Annotated in this window: 21 protein-coding genes and 1 pseudogene; 7 read left to right on the top strand and 15 right to left on the bottom strand. The window is 61.5% G+C overall.

What is annotated here, in order from left to right; translation table 11 throughout:
- Nucleotides 1–171 precede the first annotated feature (171 nt).
- Nucleotides 172–612, top strand: coding sequence for a hypothetical protein (locus tag ACLIRY_RS00355; RefSeq protein WP_413203354.1), 441 nt, complete (start codon nucleotides 172–174; stop codon nucleotides 610–612).
- Nucleotides 613–634: 22 nt separating this feature from the next.
- On the opposite strand, the gene ACLIRY_RS00350 is transcribed toward ACLIRY_RS00355, so the two are convergent.
- Nucleotides 635–1,270, bottom strand: coding sequence for a hypothetical protein (locus ACLIRY_RS00350; protein WP_413203353.1), 636 nt, complete (start codon nucleotides 1,268–1,270; stop codon nucleotides 635–637).
- 226 nt (nucleotides 1,271–1,496) lie between these two features.
- Between ACLIRY_RS00350 and ACLIRY_RS00345 the strand changes: the two genes are divergently transcribed.
- The 3 genes from ACLIRY_RS00345 (at nucleotide 1,497) to ACLIRY_RS00335 (ending at nucleotide 4,338) form a co-directional block, all read left to right on the top strand.
- Nucleotides 1,497–1,664: a hypothetical protein gene (locus ACLIRY_RS00345; RefSeq protein ID WP_413203352.1), complete on the top strand. Its 168-nt coding sequence runs from the start codon at nucleotides 1,497–1,499 to the stop codon at nucleotides 1,662–1,664.
- 462 nt (nucleotides 1,665–2,126) lie between these two features.
- Nucleotides 2,127–3,683: a DEAD/DEAH box helicase gene (locus ACLIRY_RS00340; RefSeq protein ID WP_413203351.1), complete on the top strand. Its 1,557-nt coding sequence runs from the start codon at nucleotides 2,127–2,129 to the stop codon at nucleotides 3,681–3,683.
- A gap of 271 nt (nucleotides 3,684–3,954) precedes the next feature.
- Entirely contained in the window at nucleotides 3,955–4,338 is a 384-nt protein-coding gene (locus ACLIRY_RS00335) for a 2Fe-2S iron-sulfur cluster-binding protein (protein WP_413203350.1), read from the top strand.
- A 201-nt stretch (nucleotides 4,339–4,539) separates the two neighbouring features.
- Here the strand turns inward: ACLIRY_RS00335 and ACLIRY_RS00330 are convergent, their stop codons facing one another.
- The 10 genes from ACLIRY_RS00330 to ACLIRY_RS00285 all read right to left on the bottom strand — a co-directional run bounded on the left by ACLIRY_RS00330 (nucleotide 4,540) and on the right by ACLIRY_RS00285 (nucleotide 18,339).
- Nucleotides 4,540–6,882: a cytochrome c3 family protein gene (locus ACLIRY_RS00330; RefSeq protein WP_413203349.1), complete on the bottom strand. Its 2,343-nt coding sequence runs from the start codon at nucleotides 6,880–6,882 to the stop codon at nucleotides 4,540–4,542.
- Nucleotides 6,883–6,884: 2 nt separating this feature from the next.
- On the bottom strand, nucleotides 6,885–9,509 hold the full coding sequence (locus tag ACLIRY_RS00325; RefSeq protein ID WP_413203348.1) for a 4Fe-4S dicluster domain-containing protein: 2,625 nt from the start codon (nucleotides 9,507–9,509) through the stop codon (nucleotides 6,885–6,887).
- A 34-nt stretch (nucleotides 9,510–9,543) separates the two neighbouring features.
- Nucleotides 9,544–10,587 (bottom strand): cytochrome c family protein, encoded by a 1,044-nt coding sequence (locus ACLIRY_RS00320; RefSeq protein WP_413203347.1) that lies wholly within the window; start codon nucleotides 10,585–10,587, stop codon nucleotides 9,544–9,546.
- Between the two features lie 78 nt (nucleotides 10,588–10,665).
- On the bottom strand, nucleotides 10,666–11,910 hold the full coding sequence (locus ACLIRY_RS00315; RefSeq protein ID WP_413203346.1) for a 2Fe-2S iron-sulfur cluster-binding protein: 1,245 nt from the start codon (nucleotides 11,908–11,910) through the stop codon (nucleotides 10,666–10,668).
- An 18-nt stretch (nucleotides 11,911–11,928) separates the two neighbouring features.
- Entirely contained in the window at nucleotides 11,929–13,365 is a 1,437-nt protein-coding gene (locus tag ACLIRY_RS00310) for a hypothetical protein (RefSeq protein ID WP_413203345.1), read from the bottom strand.
- 4 nt (nucleotides 13,366–13,369) lie between these two features.
- Entirely contained in the window at nucleotides 13,370–15,394 is a 2,025-nt protein-coding gene (locus tag ACLIRY_RS00305) for a multiheme c-type cytochrome (RefSeq protein WP_413203344.1), read from the bottom strand.
- A 754-nt stretch (nucleotides 15,395–16,148) separates the two neighbouring features.
- The gene (locus tag ACLIRY_RS00300; protein ID WP_413203343.1) at nucleotides 16,149–16,460 is read right to left on the bottom strand and encodes a DUF1244 domain-containing protein; all 312 of its coding nucleotides are present in this window, start codon (nucleotides 16,458–16,460) and stop codon (nucleotides 16,149–16,151) included.
- Nucleotides 16,453–16,611, bottom strand: a complete 159-nt coding sequence (locus ACLIRY_RS00295; RefSeq protein ID WP_413203342.1) for a hypothetical protein — start codon at nucleotides 16,609–16,611, stop codon at nucleotides 16,453–16,455. The genes ACLIRY_RS00300 and ACLIRY_RS00295 overlap by 8 nt, the downstream gene beginning before the upstream one ends.
- A gap of 18 nt (nucleotides 16,612–16,629) precedes the next feature.
- Entirely contained in the window at nucleotides 16,630–17,331 is a 702-nt protein-coding gene (locus ACLIRY_RS00290; RefSeq protein ID WP_413203341.1) for a CoxG family protein, read from the bottom strand.
- Nucleotides 17,332–17,445: 114 nt separating this feature from the next.
- Entirely contained in the window at nucleotides 17,446–18,339 is an 894-nt protein-coding gene (locus tag ACLIRY_RS00285; RefSeq protein WP_413203340.1) for an NAD(P)-dependent oxidoreductase, read from the bottom strand.
- A 95-nt stretch (nucleotides 18,340–18,434) separates the two neighbouring features.
- On the opposite strand from ACLIRY_RS00285, the gene ACLIRY_RS00280 reads away from it, so the two are divergent.
- A complete protein-coding gene (locus ACLIRY_RS00280; protein ID WP_413203339.1) occupies nucleotides 18,435–19,415 on the top strand; it encodes a 2-hydroxyacid dehydrogenase in 981 nt (326 codons plus the stop codon).
- Between the two features lie 84 nt (nucleotides 19,416–19,499).
- Entirely contained in the window at nucleotides 19,500–21,281 is a 1,782-nt protein-coding gene (locus tag ACLIRY_RS00275) for a PHA/PHB synthase family protein (RefSeq protein WP_413203338.1), read from the top strand.
- 159 nt (nucleotides 21,282–21,440) lie between these two features.
- Here ACLIRY_RS00275 and ACLIRY_RS00270 read toward each other — a convergent pair whose 3' ends face one another.
- Complete coding sequence (locus ACLIRY_RS00270; RefSeq protein WP_413204196.1) at nucleotides 21,441–21,650, bottom strand: hypothetical protein; 210 nt, start codon at nucleotides 21,648–21,650, stop codon at nucleotides 21,441–21,443.
- Nucleotides 21,643–21,944, bottom strand: a pseudogene (locus ACLIRY_RS00265) (transposase); the annotation flags it as partial. The gene ACLIRY_RS00270 and the pseudogene ACLIRY_RS00265, both read right to left, overlap by 8 nt.
- Before the next feature lie 302 nt (nucleotides 21,945–22,246).
- Between ACLIRY_RS00265 and ACLIRY_RS00260 the strand changes: the two are divergent.
- Nucleotides 22,247–23,521: a diguanylate cyclase domain-containing protein gene (locus ACLIRY_RS00260; RefSeq protein ID WP_413203337.1), complete on the top strand. Its 1,275-nt coding sequence runs from the start codon at nucleotides 22,247–22,249 to the stop codon at nucleotides 23,519–23,521.
- Between the two features lie 56 nt (nucleotides 23,522–23,577).
- On the opposite strand, the gene ACLIRY_RS00255 is transcribed toward ACLIRY_RS00260, so the two are convergent.
- The gene (locus ACLIRY_RS00255) at nucleotides 23,578–24,501 is read right to left on the bottom strand and encodes a DMT family transporter (protein ID WP_413203336.1); all 924 of its coding nucleotides are present in this window, start codon (nucleotides 24,499–24,501) and stop codon (nucleotides 23,578–23,580) included.
- 91 nt (nucleotides 24,502–24,592) lie between these two features.
- Nucleotides 24,593–25,690, bottom strand: a complete 1,098-nt coding sequence (locus ACLIRY_RS00250; RefSeq protein WP_413203335.1) for a M23 family metallopeptidase — start codon at nucleotides 25,688–25,690, stop codon at nucleotides 24,593–24,595.
- Nucleotide 25,691: the final 1 nt, after the last annotated feature.

The following is a 25,691-nucleotide window of genomic DNA, read 5'->3' as shown; positions in this document are numbered from 1 at the left end:
TGCTGGGCTGATCCTGTTCCTCGAACCAAAGACCAGTCTTTTCGCACCGCGACATTTCCCTTGCCCAAGGGGCTATGACGTGAAAACAATGGTCATTCCCCCCTTCTCTTTCACCGGCCCCCGCACCCGACGCCCCGGGTCCGGAGGAGACACCATGGGAGCGGCGAGACCATGAGCGACATCGAAACCCTGCCCAAGGAGGCTGCGGGCCTGGAAGTGGATACCTGTTTCCTCGGTCGGGTCGCCAAATTGGCGCGGGAGCGGGGCCTTAGCGTCAGCCCCCGGGAGATCGGCACCAAGCACGGCTTCACCGGCGATCCGGTCCCCCTGTCCACGGTGCTGGCGGTGTCGGCGGATGCGGGCATGCCTGCGGAATACAAACGCCTGTCCTGGGCTGAGCTCAGTGACCTGAGCGATCGTCTGCCTGCCCTGATGATTTTTCGCGACCAGTCCACGGCCATCCTCGCTGCCATTGCGCCCGCAGGCGATGGCACACCCGCAAGCATCGATATCCGCGAAGATGACGACGAGGACGAATTGATGACCCTGGACCAGGACGAGTTGGGTCCGCTATGGATCGGCGACATGCTGATCTTTGCCCCGGCAAAGTGAAGGGGCAGGCCGCGCTCCGGTCCTATTTTTTCTTGATGACGATATCGGGCATCGGCTCCGCGACCGGGGGGATGGTTTCCTCACGAATCACATTCCCCTCGCTGTCCCGAACGATACGCTTGATGGACGGTGGATGCCCAACAAGGACACAGGATTCCAAGGCGCGGATGGCTTCGCTCGTATCATAAAGGTTGAAGGAGACGACCCCAGCCGAGGACTTCACCGCCAGCACTTTGGCCTTCCGCAGGGCTGCGGCAAAGGGAGACCATTGGGGAATTTGCAAACGAGCAATCCCCGCAATGTTGGTTGCCGTCAGGGGCACAGGCTTGCTGCCGTCGAAAGCCACCTTCCCGCTATATTTCTCCCCCTCCTTCAGGGTCCACTCCGTATCAGACACCCCCAGCATGGCCAGCTTGTCCTTGGACAGGGTCACTGACAACAGCACCTTTCGCTCACCGTTCAGGTATGGCTCCATCATCATGCAGTGGGAAAACGTTCCATCTGGCAGGCGTTCGTCAGACACGAACCAACCACCGATCTGGGCTGTCTCCGCCCAGGCACCCGGGCCCAGAGCCGTTACACCGCTTCCGACCAGCAAAGCCGCCCCCACCAGTCGTCCCATCAAAAGGCCCAAGCCCTTCGCCCGCGCGTACGCCATGGCAATTCTCGCATTCTGTCACGTGATTGGGCCCTCAGGTGGGCCACCTATTGGGCCGCATCATGCATGAAGGAATCCGGGAAGGCCAGAAGGGAGGCACGCTGTCTGACCGGGTTTCGGGAACTCCCAAAGCCGATTGCCGTTTGTTTGGTATCGGGGGAGCGTGAGGCAGCTCAAACGGGCAAAGCGCTCCCCCCCCCTCGAACCAGGAAACAGGAGACGAAGAATGATCGTCCGAGAAACCCTGACTGAAACCCCGCGCCCGCCCCTCGGCTCCGGCGGGACCGAGGACGACCGCCGGAAGGAGGAGTTACTGGACGAGGCCCTGGAAGAAAGCTTCCCCTCCAGCGATCCCATATCCCCGGCCCGCCCCTATGCCCCCGGAAAAACCTAAAAAGGCGGTCAACGGCCAAATCCCACCCAGATTATGGCGCACTGCGGCAAAGGGTCTTGACAGATGACGCTGTCGGGTCCAAATAGACGCCATCGAATTGCACTGGGTTTATCCCGACCCGGCGGCGTGCGGCTTTTCTGTGACGGCTTTCCAAATGGAATGATATCCCGAGCGGAGAGAAACTGGTTCAATGGCGTCCAAACCCTGAACCCGTCGCGACATCGCCCCAGGATTTTCATCCTCCCTACGATTTGATCGAATACGGCCCACTGTTTAGGGCCGGTCGGAGTTGTCTTGGTTCCACTGAGCCCCCGTTGTTCCTGGAACCGAAGACGGCTCACCCCGTTAGGAGCGGGCCAGGGTCATTCCCGCTCCGCTGGACCGCGCCGATTTCGTGGCGGATTGGTCCAATTGGCGGCCATATCCAACAAGAACCACGAAACGGAAGGTATCCGAATTAATATGACTGAATTTTCTACGCTCGGTCTCGTCGAGCCCCTGACTCGTGCCCTCGCCTATCTGGAGTACACCAAAGCCACTCCGATCCAAGCCGGTGCCATTCCCCCGCAGCTGGAAGGCAAGGATGTCCTGGGTCTGGCCCAGACGGGAACGGGTAAGACCGCGTCTTTCGCCCTGCCCCTGCTGCAGCGGCTGTTTAACGATCCCCAACCCCGCGTTCCCGGTCGTCCCCGGGCGCTGATCCTCACCCCAACCCGCGAGTTGGCTGTTCAGGTTTCCGAAGGCGTGCGGGATTATGGGCGTTTCATGTCCGATATCCGCCATGGTGTGGTTGTCGGCGGCGTGGACATCCAGCGCCACCAACGCATGTTGAAGTCCGGCCTTGATATTCTGGTTGCGACCCCGGGTCGTCTGCAGGACCTGATGAACCGCCGCGCCGTTGATCTGCGCGCCGTGGAAGTCTTCGTCCTGGATGAAGCCGACCGCATGCTCGACATGGGTTTCGCCCCGACGGTCAATAAGATCGCTCAGAACCTGCCCCGCAAGCGCCAGACGGTCATGTTCTCCGCCACCCTGCCCAAGGAAGTGACGGGCATGGTCTCCAGCCTGCAGGTCGATCCGGTCCGCGTCGAGGTTGCTCGGGAATCCACAGTGGCCAACAAGGTAGAGCAAAAAATCCTGTTCGTTCAGCAAGGAGACAAGCGGAACCTGTTGCTGAACCTGCTCGGTGACCCGCGCGAGGTGACCCGGGCCATTGTCTTCACCCGTACCAAGCACGGGGCCAACAAACTGGGCCAGTTCCTGGAGAAGTTCGGCGTGGGCGTCGACGTGATCCACGGCAACAAGTCCCAGGGTGCCCGCCAGCGGGCCCTGAACGATTTCAAAAGTGGTCGTGTCCGCGCCCTGGTGGCGACGGATATCGCCGCCCGGGGTATTGACGTCGATGGGGTGTCCCACGTCATCAACTTCGACCTGCCCAACGAACCGGAAAGCTACGTGCACCGCATCGGTCGTACGGCCCGGGCCGGCGCTTCTGGCATCGCCCTGTCCCTCTGTGCCGAGCCTGAGTTGGACTACCTGCGCGCCATTGAGCGGACCATTCAGGCGACCATCGCCGTGCATGATGACCACGAATACCACGCTCCGGCCCTGGCCGAAGCCCACTTGGCCAAAACGGCGGGTCGTGGCGGCGCTCCCAAGCGCAGCGGTGGTGGAAATGGGAATCGGAACGGGTCCAATGCCCGAAACGGCGCTGGCAATCGAAGCCAGAACAGCGACCGCCGGGGCCCGCCTCGCTCCGCTGCTCCCCGCGATGATCGTCGTGACGGTGTCGAGGAGTTGCGCGGTGATGGCTGGACTCCACTGAACCGCTCCACGCGCGCCCCCGCTGAGGGTCGCCAGGAGTCCCGCCAGGATGTTGGCGCTCCCCCCCGCAAACCCCGCTTCAACAAACCCCAGGGTGGCCAGGGCGACGGTGGCGGCAATGGTCGTCCCCAGCGGCAGGCCAATGGCGACCGGCCCCAGGCCGCGTCCCGCCGCAGATCTCCCCGCGCCGCGTAAGTCTCCGGACCCACAAGACGACGAAACACCCCCGAACGGTCTCACCGTTCGGGGGTGTTTTCTTTTCTGGGTGAAACAAAAAAACCCGTTTGACAGTTAGGGCTATTGGGGGTGAGACTCCCGGCGTCTACTGCGAGTCGGTGCCCTAGGCACTCCTCGGACTTCCCCCCAGTTGACTGACGCGGACAGGCCCGGATCTGGGTTTAACTTGGCCCAGCCCTAGGACTTGTCCGTCTTTTGTAAGGCCCATTGTCACGGGGGAAACCATATCATGGCCAACGTTACCTTTTCCGCACCCACCCTGCCCAAGGACATCACTGTCTATGCCATCGCGGGGTCCAAGGGCACTCTCCTGGCCTTAGCCAAGGAAAAAGCCGTCCCCATTCCCTTCCAGTGTCAGGATGGGGAATGCGGGTCCTGTTTGGTGAAGATCACCCAACTGGACAACAAGGGCCCCAAGGCCCAGGCCCTGACCGAACGGGAAAAGACCACCCTGTCCGTCAACGGCAAGCTGTCCAAGGAACTTCTGGCGAGAGCCGAAGTCGAGGACTTCCCCCCCGCTTACCGTCTGGCCTGCCAGTACTGGGTTCCGGACGGTGATATCCTGGTCGAATTCTCCGGTGAACCCGGCGTGGAAATCGACCTGCGCAAGTAAGGGTCTTCCAGATCCAGAAAAGGCCCGGAAGCATTTGTTTCCGGGCTTCTTTTTTCACGAAAGTGTCTCGTGTTTTTTGGGCTTGGGATCTGGGGCCTTTCGGCCCCAGTGGGGGACGGGGCAAAGCCCCGTGACGGGAAAGCCCCCTGTCGTGTACGCTGTTGCGAATCAGACAAATCGTATTTTTATGCGCAAAATGCTCTAATCCAGGTCCGCATGTCTCCCTTCGGGGAAGGCTGGCGCCACGCCCCCCGGATGGTATCGGTGGCAGGTGGAACAGGCCCCAAGTGCGCTCTTCTCCGATGTGTGGCAAGTGGCGCATTGTTTGACGGTCATGGGCGTAAAGTTAGACCGGAAATCCAGGGGGTTGTTCTGTTTAAACGACGCCTGAAGAGCCGCCGAGTTCTCACCCATCACATGGCAGCTTCGACACCCGTCAACCTGGGGGGCTGTCACATGGGGCGCATGGCGGAAGACCGTCGCCCCTTGGGCGGGCATGTGCGGCACCCATTCCAGGGCGAGCCCCGTTTCCGGCGTCCCCGTGAACCCGTGGCATTTCCCGCAGGCGCTGACTGCGCCAGGGGCGGCAAGCTCCTGGAAAGGAGATGATCGCCCATGGGTAAAGCCCGGTGCCCCCGACAGGTCAATCCATTTATGAATCGTATCGTCGATCACCTCTGCCGGTCGGTACAGGATGGCGAAATCCTCGTCGAACCATCCACCAAGGTTGGCCCAATCCGCCGCGGCCAGTTCCTTGGTGTGATTCTGGGGCTCTCCGTCCCCACCGGCCTCCCCCTCGGGTTCTGGTTGAGACGTCAAGTCTTCCAAGCTTGGCATGGATGCATCGGCGCCTAAGAGCCCGCCGTCTTCTCCCCCGAGAATGGATCCCTCGTCTCCCAGGATCGAACCGGTATCCCCACCAGACCCCGTATCCCCCAAGATGGAGCTCTCCTCGCCAAGGATGGAACCTCCCTCACCTCCCAGGATCCCCTCATCTCCCAGGATCCCCTCATCTCCCAGGATCGAAGACTTCTCCCCCAGGATGCTCCCCCCGTCTTCCGTCGCTGTCTCAGCCGGAGAAACGGGGGGCGCAACATCCACTGGCACCATGGGTTTACCGTCCATCAAAGGCACGGTTGGAACCAATTCACCTTTGTCGTGGGCGGCCACCTCTGCGTCCAGAGCGGGAAACCAATGGGCGATCGCCTGGGCCAGCACATCCCGGGGCAAACCGCCCGCCAGAGCTTTGACCTCCTCTTCCGTAGGCGCCCGACCCAACACCCGTTCCAGCCGGGGCGTAAGGACGGCCTTTGGCCCCTGATCCCGCAGGGACACGAGCAGATCCTTCACGCCCCAGGCCAGGGTCTGGACATCCTTCAGAACCTCGGGCGGCGCATCTGTCAAATCCATCAGCGGCTTTCCGTCCAACCGATCCAGGGCCGCCGCCGTGTCCGGATCTCCCGTCAGCATCATGCGTGTCAAAGCCGAGGGCGGAGCCTCAGCGAAGACCGGCCATTGGCCCACCCCCAGCCCCTTGTCCGCCAAAGTGTCCAGATCGAACCCGGGCGGATTAAGGAAGACCACCCCCGACGGCCCCATAACGGGGGCCTCCGTTTCCCGCCCGTGGCAATCCAGGCACATGGTGGTCAAGGACCTGTTGACCATGCGGCCTCCGTCGTCGGCCAAAAGGTGACAATCCTTGCAGTCATTCCGGGCGAAGGTCGGATTATCCGGGAAGTACTGCTTCTTGTGAGACTCATGATCGTAGAAAATAGTCGTCCGCCGCTTGGCTGGATAGGATTGGAACGGGGGATGCGCCCCTGGAAAAGCGATCTCACCCCAGGCATGGCAGGACTGGCAGGTTTGCGCGGCGGCCTTTCTCACCAGATTTGCGTCGCCCCCATGCTCCCGATGGCAGGTGGAACACACCAGGTGGTCTTCCCCCCCATCCTTTTCCGCCCCCTTTGCCAGGGATGGATGGACGGCCCTGGCCCGACTGATCGCAGCGTACAGCTTGGCCTCCAGAATGTCAGGGCCGTAGCCATGGGGAGCCATGGGATGATCCCCGACAGCGTGACAAACCAGACATTTTCCCTCATCCGCTGGTCCCTCGTTCCCCTTCAGCCCCAGGGCCGCAGAGATCAGGGGCAAGGCCCCCCCGTCCAGCGGCGCGTCATGGCAATCGGCGCAATCGGCAACAGCGGCATGGTGGGGGGAAACGGGGCCGGGGCTCGCGACCTCCTCCACCCAATGGCCACCCAGCCCCAGGGCCACGAGCCCGAGGACCAACAATCCAACCCAAAGGGAAACCAAACCGCGCCGGGAGCGCCAGGAGCGGCGCGGCCGACAGGGAGGATCCCCGGCCCCGGCCCCACCCCCCTCATCGGCCTGGAGACCGCAGCGACCCGAGATATCTGGCCCGGCCGCACAGGGTTTCCCCAGACGGGCGCGCCCGCAGATCCAATCCCGGTTGGTTCGGTCATAGCCACTGGACCGGGGATCCACGAGCTGCAACTTGGTGTGGGTGTGCGGAGATGTCCCCACGGTCAAAGTCCCCAGGGCGAAAAGGCTTGGATGACCACCAAATGGGCAAGCGCAGCGATCACCGTGGCCAAGGTCAAGGGAACATGCAGAAACAGCCACCCACGGGTGACGGCCTGACGGGCATATTGCCGATCCAGGTTATCCTTTGCCCCCACAAGTTCCCGAATTTCTGCGAGCGCCTCCCGTCCATCGGCTTCCAGATAACGTTCCAGAGCGACCAGACGCCGATCCATGTCGGTCAGGGGCGCTCCCCCTAGAAGATGCGCCCCCATGTTCCGAACATCGGCGAAATAGGGCGCCAGAACGCCCTCGTGGAACGAGCGGATCGCCTCGGACCCCGTGGCTTCAATGGCACGCAGAACGGCGGCTTCTGCCTGTGTCTCCAGCTCGGCCCGCAAGCGGGGGATACGGTCGAACAACAGGCGTTCCCTGTCCCGCCCCGACCGTTTGGGCAACAAGCGGGACAGGGCCAGACCAACCAGACCGCTACCCGCAGTGCCCAGGAACAGGACCCAAAGGCCCACTTCGAGAAGTCCATCAGGCGCGCGCGCGCCGCCATGATAGACGAACAACCCCAAAGCCACCAAACCTAAGACAACATGGATCCGGGTCCAGGTGGCCGCCCGCCCCAAAGGCAGGGACGGCAGCTTCTTGCGAATATTGAACGCAGCCATGGCCAGCACCACTCCCCCCAGGATCCATCCACTGGCGAAGCGGGTATCCCCCAAATCGCCCCCATAGGCCTCGAGCCCCAGCAGCAGACCGACCAAGAGCACGCCCCCCAAGGCGAAGTCTCCGGCCCGGCGCATCCAACGGCGGCTCGATGACCGCTCGGCAAGGGTCCGAACCGTCGCCCGGTCCCGCATGTCGACCCGTTGCAGAGCATCATGGGGACAAGCCCGAACACAGGCGGGGCCTCCCGGTGATCCGGCGCAGAGGTCGCATTTGGTGGCCTTTTTGACCACCTGCCCCGTTTCCCCATCCATCCGCACTGTTCCGTCGGTGTTCCGGACCTCCACCATGCGGATATTGCCATAGGCACAGGCCTGGGCGCAGGTCCCGCACCCGATGCAGGCACCATCGTCAATCAACACATCCCCTGTGCCGTCTTCCCGGTTGATGGCGCCCGTCGGGCAGCCGATCAGGCAGACCGGATCCACGCAATGCATACAGGCGTTGGCCACCATCCAGGATCCGTGCTCGGGTCCGTGGCGGATGAACCGGGGATCCCCGTCATGGTTGACGGCACAGGCGGACACACAATCATCGCATCCGACACACCGTTCGGTATCGATGAACATGGCCGAGGTGCCATTGATGATGCGGTTGTCCACGACAAAGTCCAGGAAGGCCTGGGTCCGATTGAGACCCATCAGTCCCTCCCCATCGTCAATCCCGGCGCCAATCCCAGTTCCAATCCCGGCGCCAATCCCGACTGGCCCCCCCTCTTCTTCTTGCCCGTTCCATCCCCGGTCCCGCCGTTGGAACTCGACCGGCAGGTTGGGCAGGATCAGCTTAAGGGCCAGATCCGTTGGCACCCGCAGAATATCCACATAGCCCACTGCTGACAGGCGATGGCGCAGGGGCTGGGGCTTGCCGGTCCGGGCTTGAGCCACCAGTTCCTCCAGCCCGAACACATCGCCCGCCGTGGCGTAATCCACGGTCAGATGGCCTTGGTCCAAGCCACGGCTGACCCGGGCGAACCCTTGCCGGATCAACAGAAGCCCCTCCGGCAGGGTGCCCTCCTCGGCAATCAGGGGTTCTGTGGCCACCAGATCGCGGGCCTCTTCGGCGTCGATACTGTAATCTTGACCTTGGATGCGGCGAAAGGTAGCGCTCCACTCGAAATCCCCATGGGTCTCGAAGGCCGTATGCTCGCTGAGTGTCTTCAGGGCTTCAGCGTCCAAATGAGCAAGCAGGGGGCTTTCGGCCAAATGGTTGCGCAGGGAGCGCTCCCGGTAGGCCCCGTCGATCACGCTGCGGAAGACCGGATCCCGGCGCCGGATCTCCCGCAACCCCTGCCACCGCATCTCCAGGAGTTCCAAGTCCTGATCGGCGATGACCGAGGCTGTCCGCGGCGTCCGGGCGAGGGCAGAAATCTCCCCGAACATCAGCCCGTCCATCAACGTGACGGTCTTCGTGGTCTCGATCGCCCGGTCCAAGTCTGAGATAAAGACCCGCCGATCGTCCCCGCCGCCCCGCAGGGCGAGCCCGGCCAAGCCGCCTCCACCCGTCTCATTGGGATCCGGGTGGACCTCTGGAGGACCGGCCTTCCGTCCGACCCGGGCCAAGGCCCGCCCCCAGGACCCCCGAACCACTTTCCGCCGCTGGGACAGGGCGGGGTCATTATCCCGATCGACGAAGACGCGAACGGACCCGGACAGGATGAAATAAACGGAGCTTCCGTAACTCCCGGCCAGGGTCACCACCTCCCCCCGGCGGTAGCGCACCACCCGGGCATCATGGCGCAGGATCTCGCGGAAGGGCATGCGGTGGGAGAACCCCTCCTCATCGGTGAAGACGAATTGGGGCAGGGCCAGGGCTCTTTCCAGATCCCGATCCGATAGGGGCTCGCCCGCGAAGGGGCGGTCCCACCGATCCGGCCATCCGGCGCCCTTGCGGGTCATGGACACCCTCTCCCCTTCACTCCCGACGCTTGCCTCACGGCTGATAGACCTTGCCCTTGTACTTGTCCGAGCCGGGAATCATGCCATCGACCGCAGCCAGGGTCGACCCGTCGTAGCCATCGGAGAATTTCCGGGCCGAAGCGCCAATCTTGTCGGCTGCCGCAGTCAGAGCTGCCCCATTGTTCAGGTTCAGCTTCACGCCTTTGACCACCTCAAGGATCGCCGCAGTCTCCGGGGTCTTGACGGCCTGGGCAATGGCGGCCATGCGCTTGGCCGCGATCTGGGCGCGCTTGGCCATGGTCACGGCGTAATTGGCCTTCACTGTGGCCTGACCCACGGCACGCAGGGACTCCTCCAACTCAACCATGGCACCAACGACAAACAGCATGCGCTTGCGTTCCGGGGTGGCTTCCAGGTTGGCCTTGCCGTCATTGTACCACAGTTTGTGGCGCACCTCGCCCTGGGACCAGGACACCAGCTCGAAGGGGCTACCCGGACTATGCTTGCCCTCGTTCACCAGCTTTTCGTTTGGGGTGATATGGCAGGAATAGCAGTTCTTGGCGAGCTTGTAGGTCATATGGGGGCGGATCATGCCACCGGCTTCCGCATCGGCCCAGCGCTTGGCGATTTCCTGGGGCGTCTCCTGGCCCTTCTTCTTGCCACTGTATCCCGAATGGCGTTTCAGCCAGTCGCCAGCCGGGGCGTGGCAAGACTCGCAGGAAATACCGGCAATGGTGTCCACCTGTCCGGCCTTTTCCTGGCTGGTGAAATGGCAATCCACGCAAAGACTGTCCGTCTTCACCCGTTTGATCCCCATGCGTTCGGCGATCTCGCGGCCCTCCTTGGAGCGGGGCATGTCCGTGAAGGTGGCGAAATGATGAGAGGCCTGCCAAGCCTTGGTCGTCACCTTATGGCATTCGGCACATTCCTTCGGACCCACCACTTTGGCATAATCCTTCGGTTGCGCAGCAAGGCTTCCCTGGACACCTCCCAGGGCCAGGACAGCGACCACGAGAGTCACGGCCGCGAGGGCCAGGGTTCTAAAGGGCGAGGAAGAGGGGTGTTGGGCGGCGTTCATGGGGGCGGATCCTTCTCGGTGGTCGCGTCCGAATGGTGACTGAACGGATGAAAACTATAGCAGAAAAAGGGAACTGGATCAGGATTGAACGACCACCCGCCCCTTCGGCAGACAGACACAGGGCAGACAAGTCCCCTCCTCCGGCGGCTCACCGGGAGGGGAGAGGTAGGATACCTCCCCCTCGATCAAGGGAATGGCACAGGTCCCACAATTGCCCGCCCGACATCCGGCCTCCAGGGCGATCCCCGCAGCCTCGGCCAGATCGAGCAAGCTTCCGGCAGCCGGTGTCCATTGACGGGTCTTACCGGATTTGGCAAAGACCACATCTGCAGCCTCGTCGCCCGGCCCCGCTTGCGCAGAGGCCCTCTTGACCGTCGCAGGACCAAAGGCCTCGTAAAGGATATCGCTGTCCGCCACGCCCCAGGCCTCCAACCCGGCGACCAGATCGGCCATCATCGCCGCAGGACCGCACAGGTGAAACCGCCGCTGCCCATCGGGCAACACACGGCGCAGCAGGTCGAGGGATACCCGTTCGGCCAAGTCATGGTCCAGGCCCGGGCGTTCATCCGCCTCGGGGCGGCTGTGGCAGAGAACCACCCGGACGCCAGCGGCTTTCAAGGACTTCAGTTCATCGGCGAACAGCTTGCCCCGCCGGTCCCGGTTGCCCACGAACAGCCAGCAGTCCGGCGCATCGGGGCGGCTGACCACCGCCTTGGCCATGGACAACACCGGCGTAATCCCGATGCCACCGCCGACCAGAACCACCGGCCGCCGGGACCGCCGATCCAGAAAGAAGTGACCCGAAGGCGATTTGGCTTCGACAATATCCCCCTCGGACAGGCCATGAAAATGGGAGGATCCGACACCATCGGGTGCCCCCTCCCGCCCCGAAAGCCGCTTCACACTCACCCGGTATTCCCCAAGTTCCCCGGGATCACCGGAAAGGGAATAGCAGCGGATCAACGGCTTTCCGGCCCCGGCCACATGGAGGCGGAACGTCAGGAACTGCCCGGGTTCGAAGGGCGCCAAAGGGCGCCCATCCCGGGCCGTCAAGTGGAAGGAGCGCACATCCGGCCCCTCCTCCACAATCCGAGTGATCACCAGATCCCGCCAGCCCTTCCACCTTGCCCGTTCGGACCGGCGCAGGGCGCGAGCCCGGGTCAACAGATCCCCCACCTGATCCTGGAAGGCCTCCAGACGAGTGCGCAATCGGCGATCGTCTTCGGCCCTTGCGCCGACCCAGACGGCACAGGCCCGGGCGGCGAGACCAAGGGCGCTCCCCAGAGCAAGAAGGCCAGCGATTTCGGTGGGAGTGAGGGACATGGGGCCTGGGACCTGGACTTAAAATATCACTTGGATTTCCGAGCGAAGTCCGTATCCGGTCCCCCGGTCATCCTCGTTGTGGGCCACATAGCTGTCGGCGCGGAACACAACCCGATCGGTCAGCTTCCGGGAATAGCTCGCACCAAACCCCACACCGCCCCGGTCATCCCCCACGGTATCGGCCACGCCCCCAAGCTCGAAGGTGAGTTGCTGATCAACGCCGCCCAGGAACATCTGATAGCCGACGGCGCCGCCCACCACGTTTTGACCCCGGTTGTCCAAGGGCGCGCCATAGGCACCCAGATCAGCCGAATTGAACAGGATCCCCGTCCGCCCCAGGGGACCACCCGCAGTGTCCGCCCGGGAGGCAGAGGTAAACGAGCCGATCCCCCAGAAGCCATTGGCATAAAAAATATTCTCATCCCCGGGAAAGGAGGTGGAGGTCTCCACGTAGCTCAGCACCCCATCGTCGGCCCCGGCGCTATCACCGTCCAGCGCGGTTGAGCCCATGATCCGCCCCGCAGCGTTCCACAGGCCGAACCGCCGCGTTGCGGACAGCCCCACATGAATGCTATCGCCCACCCGGCCCGCCTGACCGTCCACATAGGCAAAATCCAGGTCATAGGTGGTCTTGAAGGTATCCCAACTGGTGAACAGCCCATAGAACAGGGCGTCTCCATCCAACAGATTGTTGCCCCGGTTGACCTCATTCCAGGCCATGATGCCAGTCACCCGCCCGTGGATATTGCCCGGCAATTGGATACTGTTCTTGGCGACGCCCACGGAATCCATGGTGTCATTGACCAACATGCCATCCTGGGCCTCGATGAGCTGTCGGCCTGCGGCCACGTTCAAATCCAGGAAACCGCCGCCCCAGGGATCGAGGAAAGGGAAAACCTGATCGACCTGAAACTCGGCAAAGGCCGTTGTCAGATGGGCGCCATGCTCCGAATGAAAGCCCTCATCACCGCCAGCGACGACGTAACGGGTGAATTTGCCGCCGTCATTGAGCGGCGTGAAGCCCACCAGGATCCGCTCGGTTCCCGAAAGCTGGAGGTTGCCGAACAGGTTCAGGCGATTGACGAGTTCCACATAGGGTTTTGCCCGTTCGTCGTCGACGCCCTGGATGGCCGCCCGATAGGACCCGAAGATCTGGATGGAGGGGGTCCAGACGGCACCGGTGAAGATCTCCACGGGTTCACTCAGCCGCCCGGTTGCCAGAAACGGATTGCCAATCTCGACGATTGGCGCCGTCCGTTGCCCCACGACATCCGGCCCCGCCATGGGAATGTAAGTGTCGGACAGAGCCGCCTTGGACTTTTCAGGGGAAGACTCCATGTCTTCCGCCGCCCAGGCCCCCATGGGAGAGGTCAGAGCCGTGGCCCCGAAAAGGGCGGCCAGGGTCCAGCGATGCCCCATAGCCCGGTTTCCGCTGTTCTTCATGCCTCCGGTCATGACCTCACTCTCCCGCCAAGGTAATCTCAGCGCTGGTTTCACGCAGGGTGACAGCCCCTTTGATCAGGGCCTCGGCAACGTCCTTTGGGGTCATGCGATAATCGAACCCAGTGTGCTGGATGGTGCCGATCAGATTGACGGGCAGGGCCTGACTGATCAGAGCCACATCCACGCGGTAGGGCCCCTTGCCGGTCAGGGCCTCGCCCTTCACCGAATAGGCCGCCGTCCTATGGTCCAAGGGGGAGATCCCCTTGCGGTGCTTGCGGATGGCCTTGAACGCCCCGTAAAGCCCCGAAGGACGGGCTTCGGGTCGAATGAAAGGGGCGACGGTCAGGGCCACGGGCGCGGGAAGCACCTGTTCCCGCTCCGCTCCGTTCCTCAGACGGGCCATGAACTTGGATTGCAGACTGAACACCTGATCATCCAAGGGAACCTCGCCTTCCTCCACATAAAGGGAATGGCGATCGCGGATATCCCCGTTCGGATCCCGGTCGCCGGAGCGGAAAACCACCGCCCCATCCCCATCCGTTACAGTCACTTGAAGGAAGAACAGCCGCTCAGCATCGAAGCCCACGGGGTTCACATGGCCGTCGCTGATGTTCTTGACGTCCACTTCGAAGTCCACCCCCCCGGCATCAGCCCGGGTCACACGGATATCGGACAGGTCGAAGCCATTGCGCAGGACCTCCATCCGCTTGGTCTTGGCCCATTCCAGCTTGGCGAGTTGATCCTGAATAATGGCCTGAGCGTCATATCGGTCGTCGATGGAAACCCAGGAGTCCGGGAATGTGTACCCCTCGGGCAAGTTGTCCTCGAAGGCGTCGGTGCCCCATCCGGCTTCGTAATCGAACTCCAGCCATTCCCCCATGGTCTTCAGCTTGGCCGCGTCCACATTGCTGGGGAACAACCCCGGATGAATAAGCGAATAATCCGGCCCGGCAAAGAAGTGATTGGTCAGACGCCGGGGTTCGGTATCCACTCCTCCCACGGTGGCGGCGGGACCGATGTCATAGCCCTCTGCCCGTCCCTGGGTCTTGCCCATATGGCAGTCCTGGCAGGTTGTTCCCGCCCGCGCCGCAGGAGAGGCTTTGAACAGGCTGAAGGCTTCCTCGATACGCAGACCATTGGGAACACTGACATCGTGACAGGTTCCGCAGAATTCGGGCTGGGTCAGGGCGAAGAATTTCTCGACCTTGACATGGATGTCCCGACCCGGCTCGTCGCGGCTGGTGGTGACCCGGAAGGTTTCCGGATTATCCAGGACCTTCTGCAAACCGGCATTGCCCGTGGGACCATAGACGGGACGGAAAATATCGCCGCTCTCCAGAACGATGCGCCCATTGATCCGACCAAAGATCTTGCTCATCCGGTGGCAGGACGCGCAGGTGATCCCCTCACGCGACGCCGGATGGCGGTCCAGGTTGGAGGCCGTCAGGGGTTCGTTCAGCTCGGATCCGACCGGAGCGTGACAGCGCAGACAGAAATCTCCGGTGGTGGTGGAGGTCAGGCCGTTGATGGCGTTCTGCATGGTCAGCATGACCGGGCTGAGTTGGGCATAAGCATGCTGGGACACGGACCATTCGTCATACTGCCGGGGATGGCAGGAGGCGCAAGTGATGGCCGAAGGGTAATCACTTTCCTCGAACAAACGGGCATGGTCCTGGGCTGCCTTGGAAAGAAGAGGCGCTTCGTCTTCGGGGGTCCCCTCCTCGGCGAACAGGGTTTCGGTGCTGGGCAACGAGGAGGGATCCTCGGTCAACAGCTCCCCGTCGTCCAGTAGCGAGCCCCCGAGGGGATCCCCTTCCGCCGCAGAGGGAGCTGCCGCAGCCGGTTCGGGTACGGGATCAGCAGGAAGCAAATCGCCCCCGCCCAACAGATCACCGGCATCGTCTTCCAGTAGATTGGCCAGTTGAAGGAGAGACAGAGTCCGCCCCTCAGCAGCCTGTGCCTCGCCTTCCAAAACCGTTAAACCAACTCCCAGCGCGACCAAAAGGCCGATCGCCCGGGAAGCCCAAGCCATCATCACCATCCCACCACTCCACCCAGTATCGCCGGGTCATCGACGATCCCCGGGCCTCCCTTCGCCCCGCCTTACAAGACCACCACGACACCCCAGATACGCACCTTTGGAAACCAAAGCATGCGTGGAATACGCCATAAATACAACGCTTGAGAACTTGGAAAACAATTGGAAGTATTTGATCAAACGGGCAGGTCTCCACACAGCCTGCCAAAAACGAAGAAACCTGGGGCCCCATCCCCTTTCTCTTCATCTCCCAATTGGAAAGGCCCGCATCCACACCAAAGTCAGAATCCAATCACTCTTCGGGCAAAGCCCGGGTGACAGCTCCATATCCCCTCCGTGCAGGGTTCCACGATTCGTTCCCGCCAGATAGCGCGTTCGGAAGTCCGCCACAGTGCGACATCTTCCACCGCATAGCCCCGTGTGTGGGCTGCGTTTCCTTCCGGCTTTGACGATGAGAGGGGAAAGGGCTTTCCCGTTGCGTTTGGCACCCGCAATGACCGCCGTTGCACCGAAGACCAGCAAATGCAGGATGCCTTCATGCCTTTCCCGGGAAATACCGACCACAAGGCCAGTGAGGCCGCCCCCCAACAGACCCCGGGCAGTTGCTGGCCGAAAGGCCCCAGACTTCGAACTAAAAAAATAGAGGTTTGGGTAATCGCCCAAAAATAAGATGGGGACCACCTTCTGCAATCCGATTCCAAATCAGATTGCAGAAGGTGGTCCCCAATCTACAGGACTGAGCGGCCCCCGATCCGGGTCAATGGTCCTTGAACGCGTGCAGGTCCACACCTGCCTTGAACGCCGCCAGTTGTTCGCCAGACGCCGGGGCTTGGTAGTTGGCCTTCCATTCCGAATAGGGCATGCCGTAAACCTCCTCCCGCGCTTGGTCATAATCCATGTCGACACCGCGTTCCTTAGCTGCGGCCATCAGCCATTTGGACAGACAATTGCGACAGAATCCGGAGAGATTCATCAAATCAATATTCTGGACATCGGTCCGGCGCCGCAGATGAGCCACCAATCCGCGAAACGCTGCCGCCTCGACCTCCAGACGTGTTTGATCATCCATGCACGAAATCTCCCATTCTCCACGTCATGTAGAGCATGGCCCCAAGAATAAAGATGGCCATAGGCAGCACCAACCAGAACATAAACCGGAGGGGAACCCCTGCCTGGCGAAAATCATCCGCTCCCGCATCACTCTTTTTGACGTAGCTCATTGTAACCTCCTGTTCGCATCACATAAAGATGCTGTACAGGACTCCCAACGCGACCAGCCCCACAATCGTTCCCCAAATTCCGAGAACAATGACATTTGATCCCGTAATGGGCAATTCATCGCGGGTCTGCGACGGCCCGACGACGGAGACGGGAACCGGGGTGAAGGGCTCCTCCACCACGGCGGCCACGGGCTCCGTCGGCGGTGGCGCGGGGGTCGGCGCGACCTCTGGCTCTGGCGAAGCGGCTGCGGTTGGGGCCTCGGCCGAGGAGTCAGGGGGGCTGCTCCCCACAAGATTGGAGAACTTGGCAAAGAAGTCCGCAGCCGTCTTGTCGGCCACACCTCGCACCAACCGGGCGCCAACACTGGCGAGCTTCCCACCGACCTCGGCCTTGGCTTCGTAAACCAATTTGGTTCCGGCCCCTTCCTCGGTCAGGGTGACCTTGGCGGAGCCCTTGGCAAACCCGGCCATGCCCCCCTGTCCCTTGACCGCAAGGGTGCAGGCTGTGGGTGGGGTCATCTCTTCCATATTCACCGTACCGGAGAACTTGGCCGAGACGGGTCCCACCTTGACCTTCACCTTGCCAGTGAACTCGGTGTCGGATGTTTTATTCAGTTCCTCGCACCCGTCGATGCACTGCTTTAGAATTTCGGGATCATTGATCCCTTCCCAAACCCGGTTAATGGGTGCGGGCACAAGGTATTCCCCCGTGAAGTCCATGTCCTTAATCCTTTGTTGTCAGGACCTTAAATCTCAGCCTCATGGTCACATCTGCGCCCGGCAAAGCGGCCGGGTGGGGCCAGGATGCCTTTGCCGGGCAAAAGGTGCCATAAGTCATTTGTCGTAAAGTGTGAAAATCCCCTGTGTCCCCAACTCCTTACCGTTGGGTTCCTGGGCCAGCCGTTCGAACTGGGACTTAGCCAGCTTCAAGGCACGGGCATCCAACCCCAGACTTTCGGCTTCGGACTCGGCAATGCCCAGATCCTTAATGAAGTGGTGCACAAAGAAGCCCGGGTCGAAGTCCCCATCGACCATGCGCGCGCCCAGGACATTGAGCTGGAAGCCCCCCGCCGCACCACCACCAATCACCTCCAGCACCTTCTTGCTGTCCAGCCCCGCCTTCTTGGCATAAACTAGGGCTTCGGCGACGCCCATGATGGTTCCAGCGATGACCGTCTGATTGACCATTTTGGTATGCTGGCCCGCTCCCGCAGGACCGAGAAGGGCGATGGATTTCCCCATGGCCTCGAACAGCGGCAAGACGTGATCGAAGGCCCCTTGGTCGCCACCGACCATGATCGCCAGAGTCCCGTTCTTCGCCCCCACGTCACCGCCTGAGACCGGCGCATCCAGGGCCTTCAGGCCCTTGGCTTCGGCGGCTTCCGCGATGCGTTGGGCCAAGCTGGGGGATGAGGTCGTCATATCCACCAGAACCGTTCCGGGCTTCGCCGTCGACAGGATGCCCCCATCGCCATCCTTGCCAAAATAGACTTCCTCAACGTCATGGGGATAGCCGACCATGGTGATCACCACATCAGACTCCGCAGCCACCGCAGCCGGGCTCTCCTTCCACTGGGCGCCTTCTGAAAGCAGATCCTCGATCTTGGCCTTGGTGCGGGTATAGGCGTTGACCGTGAACCCCGCGGCCATCAAATGACGGGCCATGCTTTTGCCCATGATACCCAGGCCGACGAACCCAATTGCATGGCTTCCGGGGGTGACTGTCATAGGAACTCCTCCAAAGGTTATGTTATGGTGACGGCCGTCTAACGCCGTGTGTATTCTGAACCAAAATCGAACAGGGAACATATAGGGAAGGCATCGTGACTGTGAAACCAGTCCTTATCGCTACACGCGCACTTCCGACCGCAGTCGAAGCGCGGGCAAGCCGAACATACGACTACCACGCCAGCCCGGAGGCCGAGCCCCTTTCGGTTTCCGACCTGCCAGCCAAGGCCCGGGACCTCGGAGCACAAGCCCTGCTGGTCACCCCGTCCGATCGGATGGACGCCGATGTCATCGCCGCCTTGCCCGACCGGATCGCAATAATCGCCACCTTCTCCGTCGGCTACGAGCATATCGACCTGGAAGCCGCCGAGGCCCGGGGCATCCTGGTGACCAATACGCCCGGCGTTCTGACCGAGGCGACCGCGGACATCGCCCTGCTTCTGCTGCTGGGCGCGGCCCGCCGGGCATCGGAGGGCGAACGGATGATGCGCGCGGGCACCTGGACCGGCTGGACGCCCACCCAGCTTCTGGGCACCGACCTGCGGGGCAAGCGCCTGGGGATTCTGGGCATGGGCCGCATCGGCCAGGCCCTGGCCCACCGCGCCCGGGCCCTGGGGATGAACATCCTCTACCACAACCGCAAGCCCCTCCCCAAGGAGGAGGCTGGAGACGCCCAGTACCAGGTCCGGGTGGAGGATCTGCTGTTCCAATCCGACGCCCTCAGCCTGCATGTCCCGGCGACGCCCCAGACCCGGAAGTTCCTGAACGGCGCACGGCTGGCCCTGCTGCCCCGGGGCGCCATCGTGATCAACACCGCCCGGGGCGCCGTGGTCGACGACGAGGCCCTGATCGCCGCCCTGCGCCATGGCCAGGTGGGCGCGGCCGGGCTGGACGTCTATGACGACGAACCCAAGGTCCACCCCGGCTACGCCGCCCTGCCCAACACCTTCCTGCTGCCCCACCTGGGGAGTGCGACCGTGGAAACGCGTGAAGCCATGGGCTTCAAAGCCCTGGACAACCTGGATGCCCATTTCGAGGGTCGGATCCCACCAAACCGGATCCATCCCACCGCCTGAGTATCTGCCTGTTTCGGGATATGACTGAGCCACTCCGACCCAGTGCCGAAGCACAGCCCGACTGAAACGCCGAGAGGATATCCCATGACCACCAAACGGCCGGACACCACCTTTTCCGAAGCCTGGAAAGCCTGGGCGGACTGGACAGAGAAAAGCCAGAAGCTCTGGGCCGCCACCCTGGCCAGCCAGGTCAACAAGCCGGAAGTTGAAATCCCCGACCCGGACGCGGTTCAGGACAGCTTCCGTCATTTGGCGGAGAAGATCCTGGAAAATCCCGAACCCTTCCTGGATGCCCAGGCCACTTGGTGGCGGGATTTCATCGCCCTGTGCGAGGTCAGCGCCAACCGCCTGCGGGGCGTGGACGGCGAACCAATCATCGAACCGGAGCCCGGCGACAAGCGGTTCAAAGACGACGCCTGGACCCAGGATCCCCTCTACGACCACATCAAACAGAGTTACCTGATCACCTCTCGACTGATGAACAATTCCCTGCACAAGGTCGAGGGCATCGATCCTGAATTGCGTGAACGGATCGAGTTCTACACCCGTCAGACCGTCGATGCCCTTGCCCCCACCAATTTCGTTGCGACCAACCCTGTGGCCCGCCGCGCCACCCTCGAAAGCGGCGGCCAGAACCTGCTCAAGGGTATCGAAAACATGCTGCGCGACATGGAGCGCGGCAAGGGTCGTCTCCGGGTCGCCATGACCGACGAAAACGCCTTCGAAGTGGGCCGCAACATCGCCGTGACACCGGGCAAGGTGGTGTTCCAGAATGAATTGATGCAGTTGATCCAATACAGCCCGACCACGGAAACCGTCCGCAAGCGCCCACTACTGGTCGTGCCCCCCTGGATCAACAAGTTCTACATTATGGATCTGACTGAAAAGAACTCCCTGCTCAAGTACATGGTAGACCAGGGCTTCACGGTTTTCGTCATCTCCTGGATCAATCCGGATGGAACCCTGGCCCACAAAAAATTCGAAGATTACGTGGCCGAAGGGCCCCTGGCCGCGCTTGACGCCATCGAACAGGCAACGGGAGAGAAAGAGGTCACCATGGCCGCCTATTGCATCGGCGGCACTCTGACAGCCAGTACGCTGGCATTGATGGCCGCCCGGGGGGACAACCGGGTGAAGGCCGCCACTTTCTTCACCACCATGACCGATTTCGAAGAGCCCGGCGAACTGGGCGTCTTCATCGAGCCCCACCTGCTGGACAAGCTGGACGACTACATGGCCAAGCACGGCTATCTGGACGGATCCTACATGTCCACAGCCTTTAACATGCTGCGGGACAACGATCTGATCTGGTCCTTCTTCATCAACAACTACCTGTTGGGCAAGGACCCCATGCCCTTCGACCTGCTGTATTGGAATTCCGACAGCACCCGCATGCCCGCCATGATGCATAGCTTCTACCTGAGGGAAATGTACGAGAAGAATAAGCTGGCCCAGCCCGGCGGCATTACCCTACTGGACACCCCCATTGACCTGCGGGCGGTCGAAACGCCCGTCTACATGCTATCAACCAAGGAGGACCACATCGCCCCCTGGCGAAGCACCTTCCGCGCCACCAACCTGTTCTCCGGTCCGGTGCGCTTCGTCCTGTCGGGCAGCGGCCATATCGCCGGGGTGATCAACCCACCGACAAAGGTGAAATATGGCTATTGGACCAACAGCCGGAAATACAAAGATCCGGAAGCTTGGTTCAACGCCGCCAAGGCGCATGAGGGATCCTGGTGGCCCAATTGGACCGAATGGAACACCAAACACTCCGGTCCCGAGGTTCCTGCCCGTCAGCCCGGCGACGGCAAGCTCAAACCGATCGAAGACGCACCGGGATCCTATGTGAAAGTGCGGGTCTAGAGCATCAAGCGGAAAAGTGGGCACCGGTTTTCCGGTCCACTCGATGCTCAACTTGTTTGATCTCAGGGAACACTCTGGGCTCTGCCCAGACCGGCAAAGGGTCGCGGACCCTTTGATCCCATGCGTTTAAGTGGAGTGGAGGCCGACGGCTTCGGTGTTTCAGTCTTTCACACCTGGGACGAGTTTGGCTGACGGACGGGGCGACCGCCCCTCCGCTTTGGCACGAATCAGGTCTGCGGCATCGCGATAGGTCTGCCCGGACCACTCCGCCAGAGGGGTCCGGGTCGACGCGTCCAAGGGAGTCACACGCAGGTCTTCGGAGGTCTCTTTGAGCCACTCCAGCCCCCCCGCACCCGAGGAATAGCGCATGCATCAGGAAGCCTTGGGTGCCGACGAGAATATGCCGCTTCTTTCCCTTGATTTTCTTGCCCGCATCGTAGCCGTTCTCATCAATGTAGCGCCCCCTTTTTCTGCGCTTTTCACGCTCTGGCTATCAATGATGCCTGCCGTGGGAGAGGCTTCCCGTCCGGCGTGTTCTCGACTGGCCACGGAAAGGGTTTGGTGAATGCGCTCCAATGTCCGATCCCAGGTCCAGAGATCGAAATCGTCGTAGAGCGTGCTCCGTGGCGGCAAATCCTTCGGAAGCGCTCGCCATTGGCACCCTCCTATGGAAAATGGTGCCTTACAAGGAATCATAACCGATTCCACTCGCCCAAGATGAAAAATACCAACTGATTCTCGCGATTCACAAACTCTCCGGACAGACACTTAGAGTTTCTCGAAGCAATCTAAAACAAATACCATCAATTCACCGAACACAACAGAAGCAGCACCTTCAGATAGAACAAGAGATACGGCACTCTTCACACCATATAGAATAGCCGGACACATCTTTTTCCCTACTCTCTCGCCGACTTCTTACGCTAAGATTTGTGAACTTACTTGGTGATTCCTAAGGATCGACGATGGACCAAGACAGGCACGCCCATCTGACCCATATCCATGACTGGAGCGAGCTCACCCTCTATGAGCTGATTCCCAACGTGGTTTGGATATTCGATCTGGACAAGCACGGTTGGTGGTGGGGCAACGATGCGGCGGTCAAGTTTTGGAACCTGAACTGCGTCGAGGATCTGGTGAACAAGGACCTCTCCGGCGACACCCAAGGGGCCCGGGATCGCACCCGACAGACCTTTGACTTGGCAGCCAAGAACGGCCTCACAATCGATCCCTGGACGACCTATCCGAACGGCAAGCCGAAGACCCTGTTCATGATGCACCGCGCCGTTCTGGTGGGGCCGGATCGGCATCGGGCGATCATCGCCTATATCAACGAAGAAGTGAACCTGGGCGAGACCCCCGAGAACCTGCTTCTTGCTGAGTCCATGCGCTACACCAATGTTCTCGTGACCACCTTTACCCGGAATGGGACACCGTTGGTGGAAAACCCCGCCGCAACGGAAGCCTATAAATCAATCTCCATGGATTCCCTACCCGCAGGAGCCAACGGGTTCACCGCCCGCTTCCGTGATCTGGTGGAAGGGAACGCCTGCTTCCAGCGGGCGATGGAGGAGAATGGCGGCTGCTGGACTCACGACATGGCAACCAGCCAGGGGATCAGACGCCACAAGCTCGACATCCGGATGACCCGCCATCCTTTGAATGGGGACTTCCTCTTCATGGTCGCCGAGTATGACGTCACGGACTTGCACGACGCCCAGGAACGGCTGCGCCGCTTGGCCCATTACGACAGCCTCACCGAATTGCCCAGCGTCAACTTGCTCCAGGAACGCTCAGCAGTCATCCTCGCCCATGCGGCCCGGAACAAGGGCAAGGTTGCCGTTCTGTTTATCGACCTGGACGGTTTCAAGCAGGTCAACGACACCTGGGGCCATGACGCAGGCGATCAAGTCCTCAAGGAGGTGGCCCGCCGCCTTCCTGCACATCTGCGCCAAAGCGATCAGGTCGCGCGCATCGGCGGGGATGAATTCGTGGTGCTCCTAACAGACGTCCATGAGATTCAAAACGCCAAGGATGTGGCGCAAAAAATCATCGAATCCCTGACTTGGCCCATTGACCTGTCTTCCATCGGAATCGACGCCAAGGGCAGGGTCGGAGCCAGTATCGGAATCGCCTTCTACCCGGAACACGGCGACACAATCCAGCAACTCCTGAAAGTGGCCGACCAATCCATGTACAAGGTCAAGAAGAACGGCAAGGGGTTCTATCAGGTGGCGTAAACAGATTGAGACAAGATTTTTTCGACGTCGGAGACTGAGGACCCGTCACTGTCGGGTTAAGCAGTCAATTGCCGTCGTTTCCGGTGGGCAATTCGCCAAACGCCCTGGCTGGACAGGACAACGACGACAACCGTGCAACCAGCGACGGTCATCCACCCCGGGAACTCTCCCAGGACACCCCAGATCAGGAAAGGCGCGAGCACCGTTTCCAGAAGGAAAATCAAACCGACCTCCGCCGCCGGGAGAACTCGGGGACCGCGGAACAAAAGCAGGAAGGAAAAAGGCACCACAAAGGCCGAGTCGAGACCGATCCACAGCCATTGTATCGACTCTGCAGGAAGCTCCACCCGTCCCCCCAGGGTCAAGCCGATCAGACCCGTAAAAAACATCCCCAGACCGGTGCAGGGTGCGACCTCCAACCCCGGTGTGGCCCGCAAAATGGTCAGGGCACCGGCCATGGCAACGGCGGTCAACAGAGCCCATGGCAGACCGACAAGCCGCCCAGCCATGATATCGCCCCCACCCACCAGGGACAGACCAACCGCAGCCCCTGCGATGGCCACCAGGGTCGACGGCTTGATGCCTTCGCCCAGAAACAGCCGCGACAGAATTGCAGCGACCAAGGGAATACAAGCCAAAACAGACACGGCGCTGGCGACGGTGGTCGTCTCAACAGCCATCAGAAAGCCAAAGGTACTCACCCCATAGCAGGCCGCCACACCCAGTCCCTCCCGGCCCAGGACCCGTGGCAGGTCCCACAGCCGCCCTCGCTCAAAGGTCATCCAGACCAACAGTAGCACAAGGCCAGAAATGCTCCCCCGAAGCACCAGCAGGGGCAAGGCGGGCATGTCCGACAAGCGGATCAACAGGGTATCAGGGACGAGGATCAAGATGCCCACCAAAGTCATCAGAATGCCGTTACGGCGGGCATGTGCTTTGGCAGCGACACTATGTGCGGGGTCGGACAGCGAAGTGGACAAGGGAGGAACGCCTGAACGGGGGAGGACAAAATTGTATCGGCACCATGGACGCCCCGCGTCGGGAAGGCAAGCCTCACCCCCCCCTGAGCGCTCACTGAACGGTGATCTGTGCCTCCCGCCAACCAACCACGCCCTTCCCCGGCCGTTCGACGGTCACCACCGCAGTATAGGTCCCCAGAGGCCAATGGTCCCGATTGCCCAGCCGCTTCCCGGCGAAACCGAACCACTGGGTGAACCCCTTCTTGTCAAAATCGAGCTTGGACTCATGGAAGGGCGCGCGGTCCGGACCGAGGATCTGCATCATCAAATGGTCCCCTTTTTTCGCCCCCATCAGGTCCACGAAGACCAGCATGACGGGGGCATCGGATGGAAAGCTGTCCTTGGCGTACAGCCCATCGCGCACGCGCACCCGATCCGGCTTCTCCCAGGCGAACCCCACATTGTTCAAAACCAAGGGAGAATAATGCAGCTTTGCCATGACCTCCGGCGTCCACAGCGGGACGTCCGTTCCCTTGCACCCCTCCGCCGCCGGACGCCCCTTGAAGGGGTCATAGACCACGCCATCATGGGTGACCTGCATGTGTAGATGAGGATGCTCGGTCATGCCAGACAGCCCCACCTCCCCCAGTTTCTGCCCAGCCTGGACCGCCTGCCCGGCGCGCACCGCGATGCTGCCCCGCTTCATATGACAATACTGGATCGCCCACCCGTCGCCCTGGTCAATGCGCACCCCATTGCCACATTCCTTGCCGGATACATTGGGAGCATTCTTTGCCCGGCTGCTGATATCGGGCAATTCATCACGGGTCCCAACCACCGTTCCCGCCGCAGCGGCAAGAACGGAAACGCTCCGCCCCTCTTGCAGGTGGCCGATACCGATGTCGGTCCCCTTGTGCCCAATGTCCGTTTCCCCTTTCCCGGGGCGGGAATCCCGCTTGGACAGGACACCACACATATAGTCCTCGACCCCAGGGCCCGGGTCGTCATCCACATAGCTGGTGACCCAGCAATCCTTACCAATGGTGCAATCCATGGGAAAAACCAAACGGGGCTGGCTTCCGCCCCGGATACCATCGGAGGGCGCTGTGCCAGCCCCTTGAGCCACGGCAGAACCAGCAGCCCCCAGTCCCCCAAAGGCCAACCCGATCAGCAACAAGGTCTGCGATAGCCATCCATTCAAGCTGCCCATA

The sequence above is a fragment of the Rhodospirillum sp. A1_3_36 genome, assembly GCF_047263945.1.
Lineage (GTDB): Bacteria > Pseudomonadota > Alphaproteobacteria > Rhodospirillales > Rhodospirillaceae > Rhodospirillum.
Note: the sequence above shows the minus strand (reverse complement) of the source record. Positions and strands in the feature narration are given on the sequence as shown.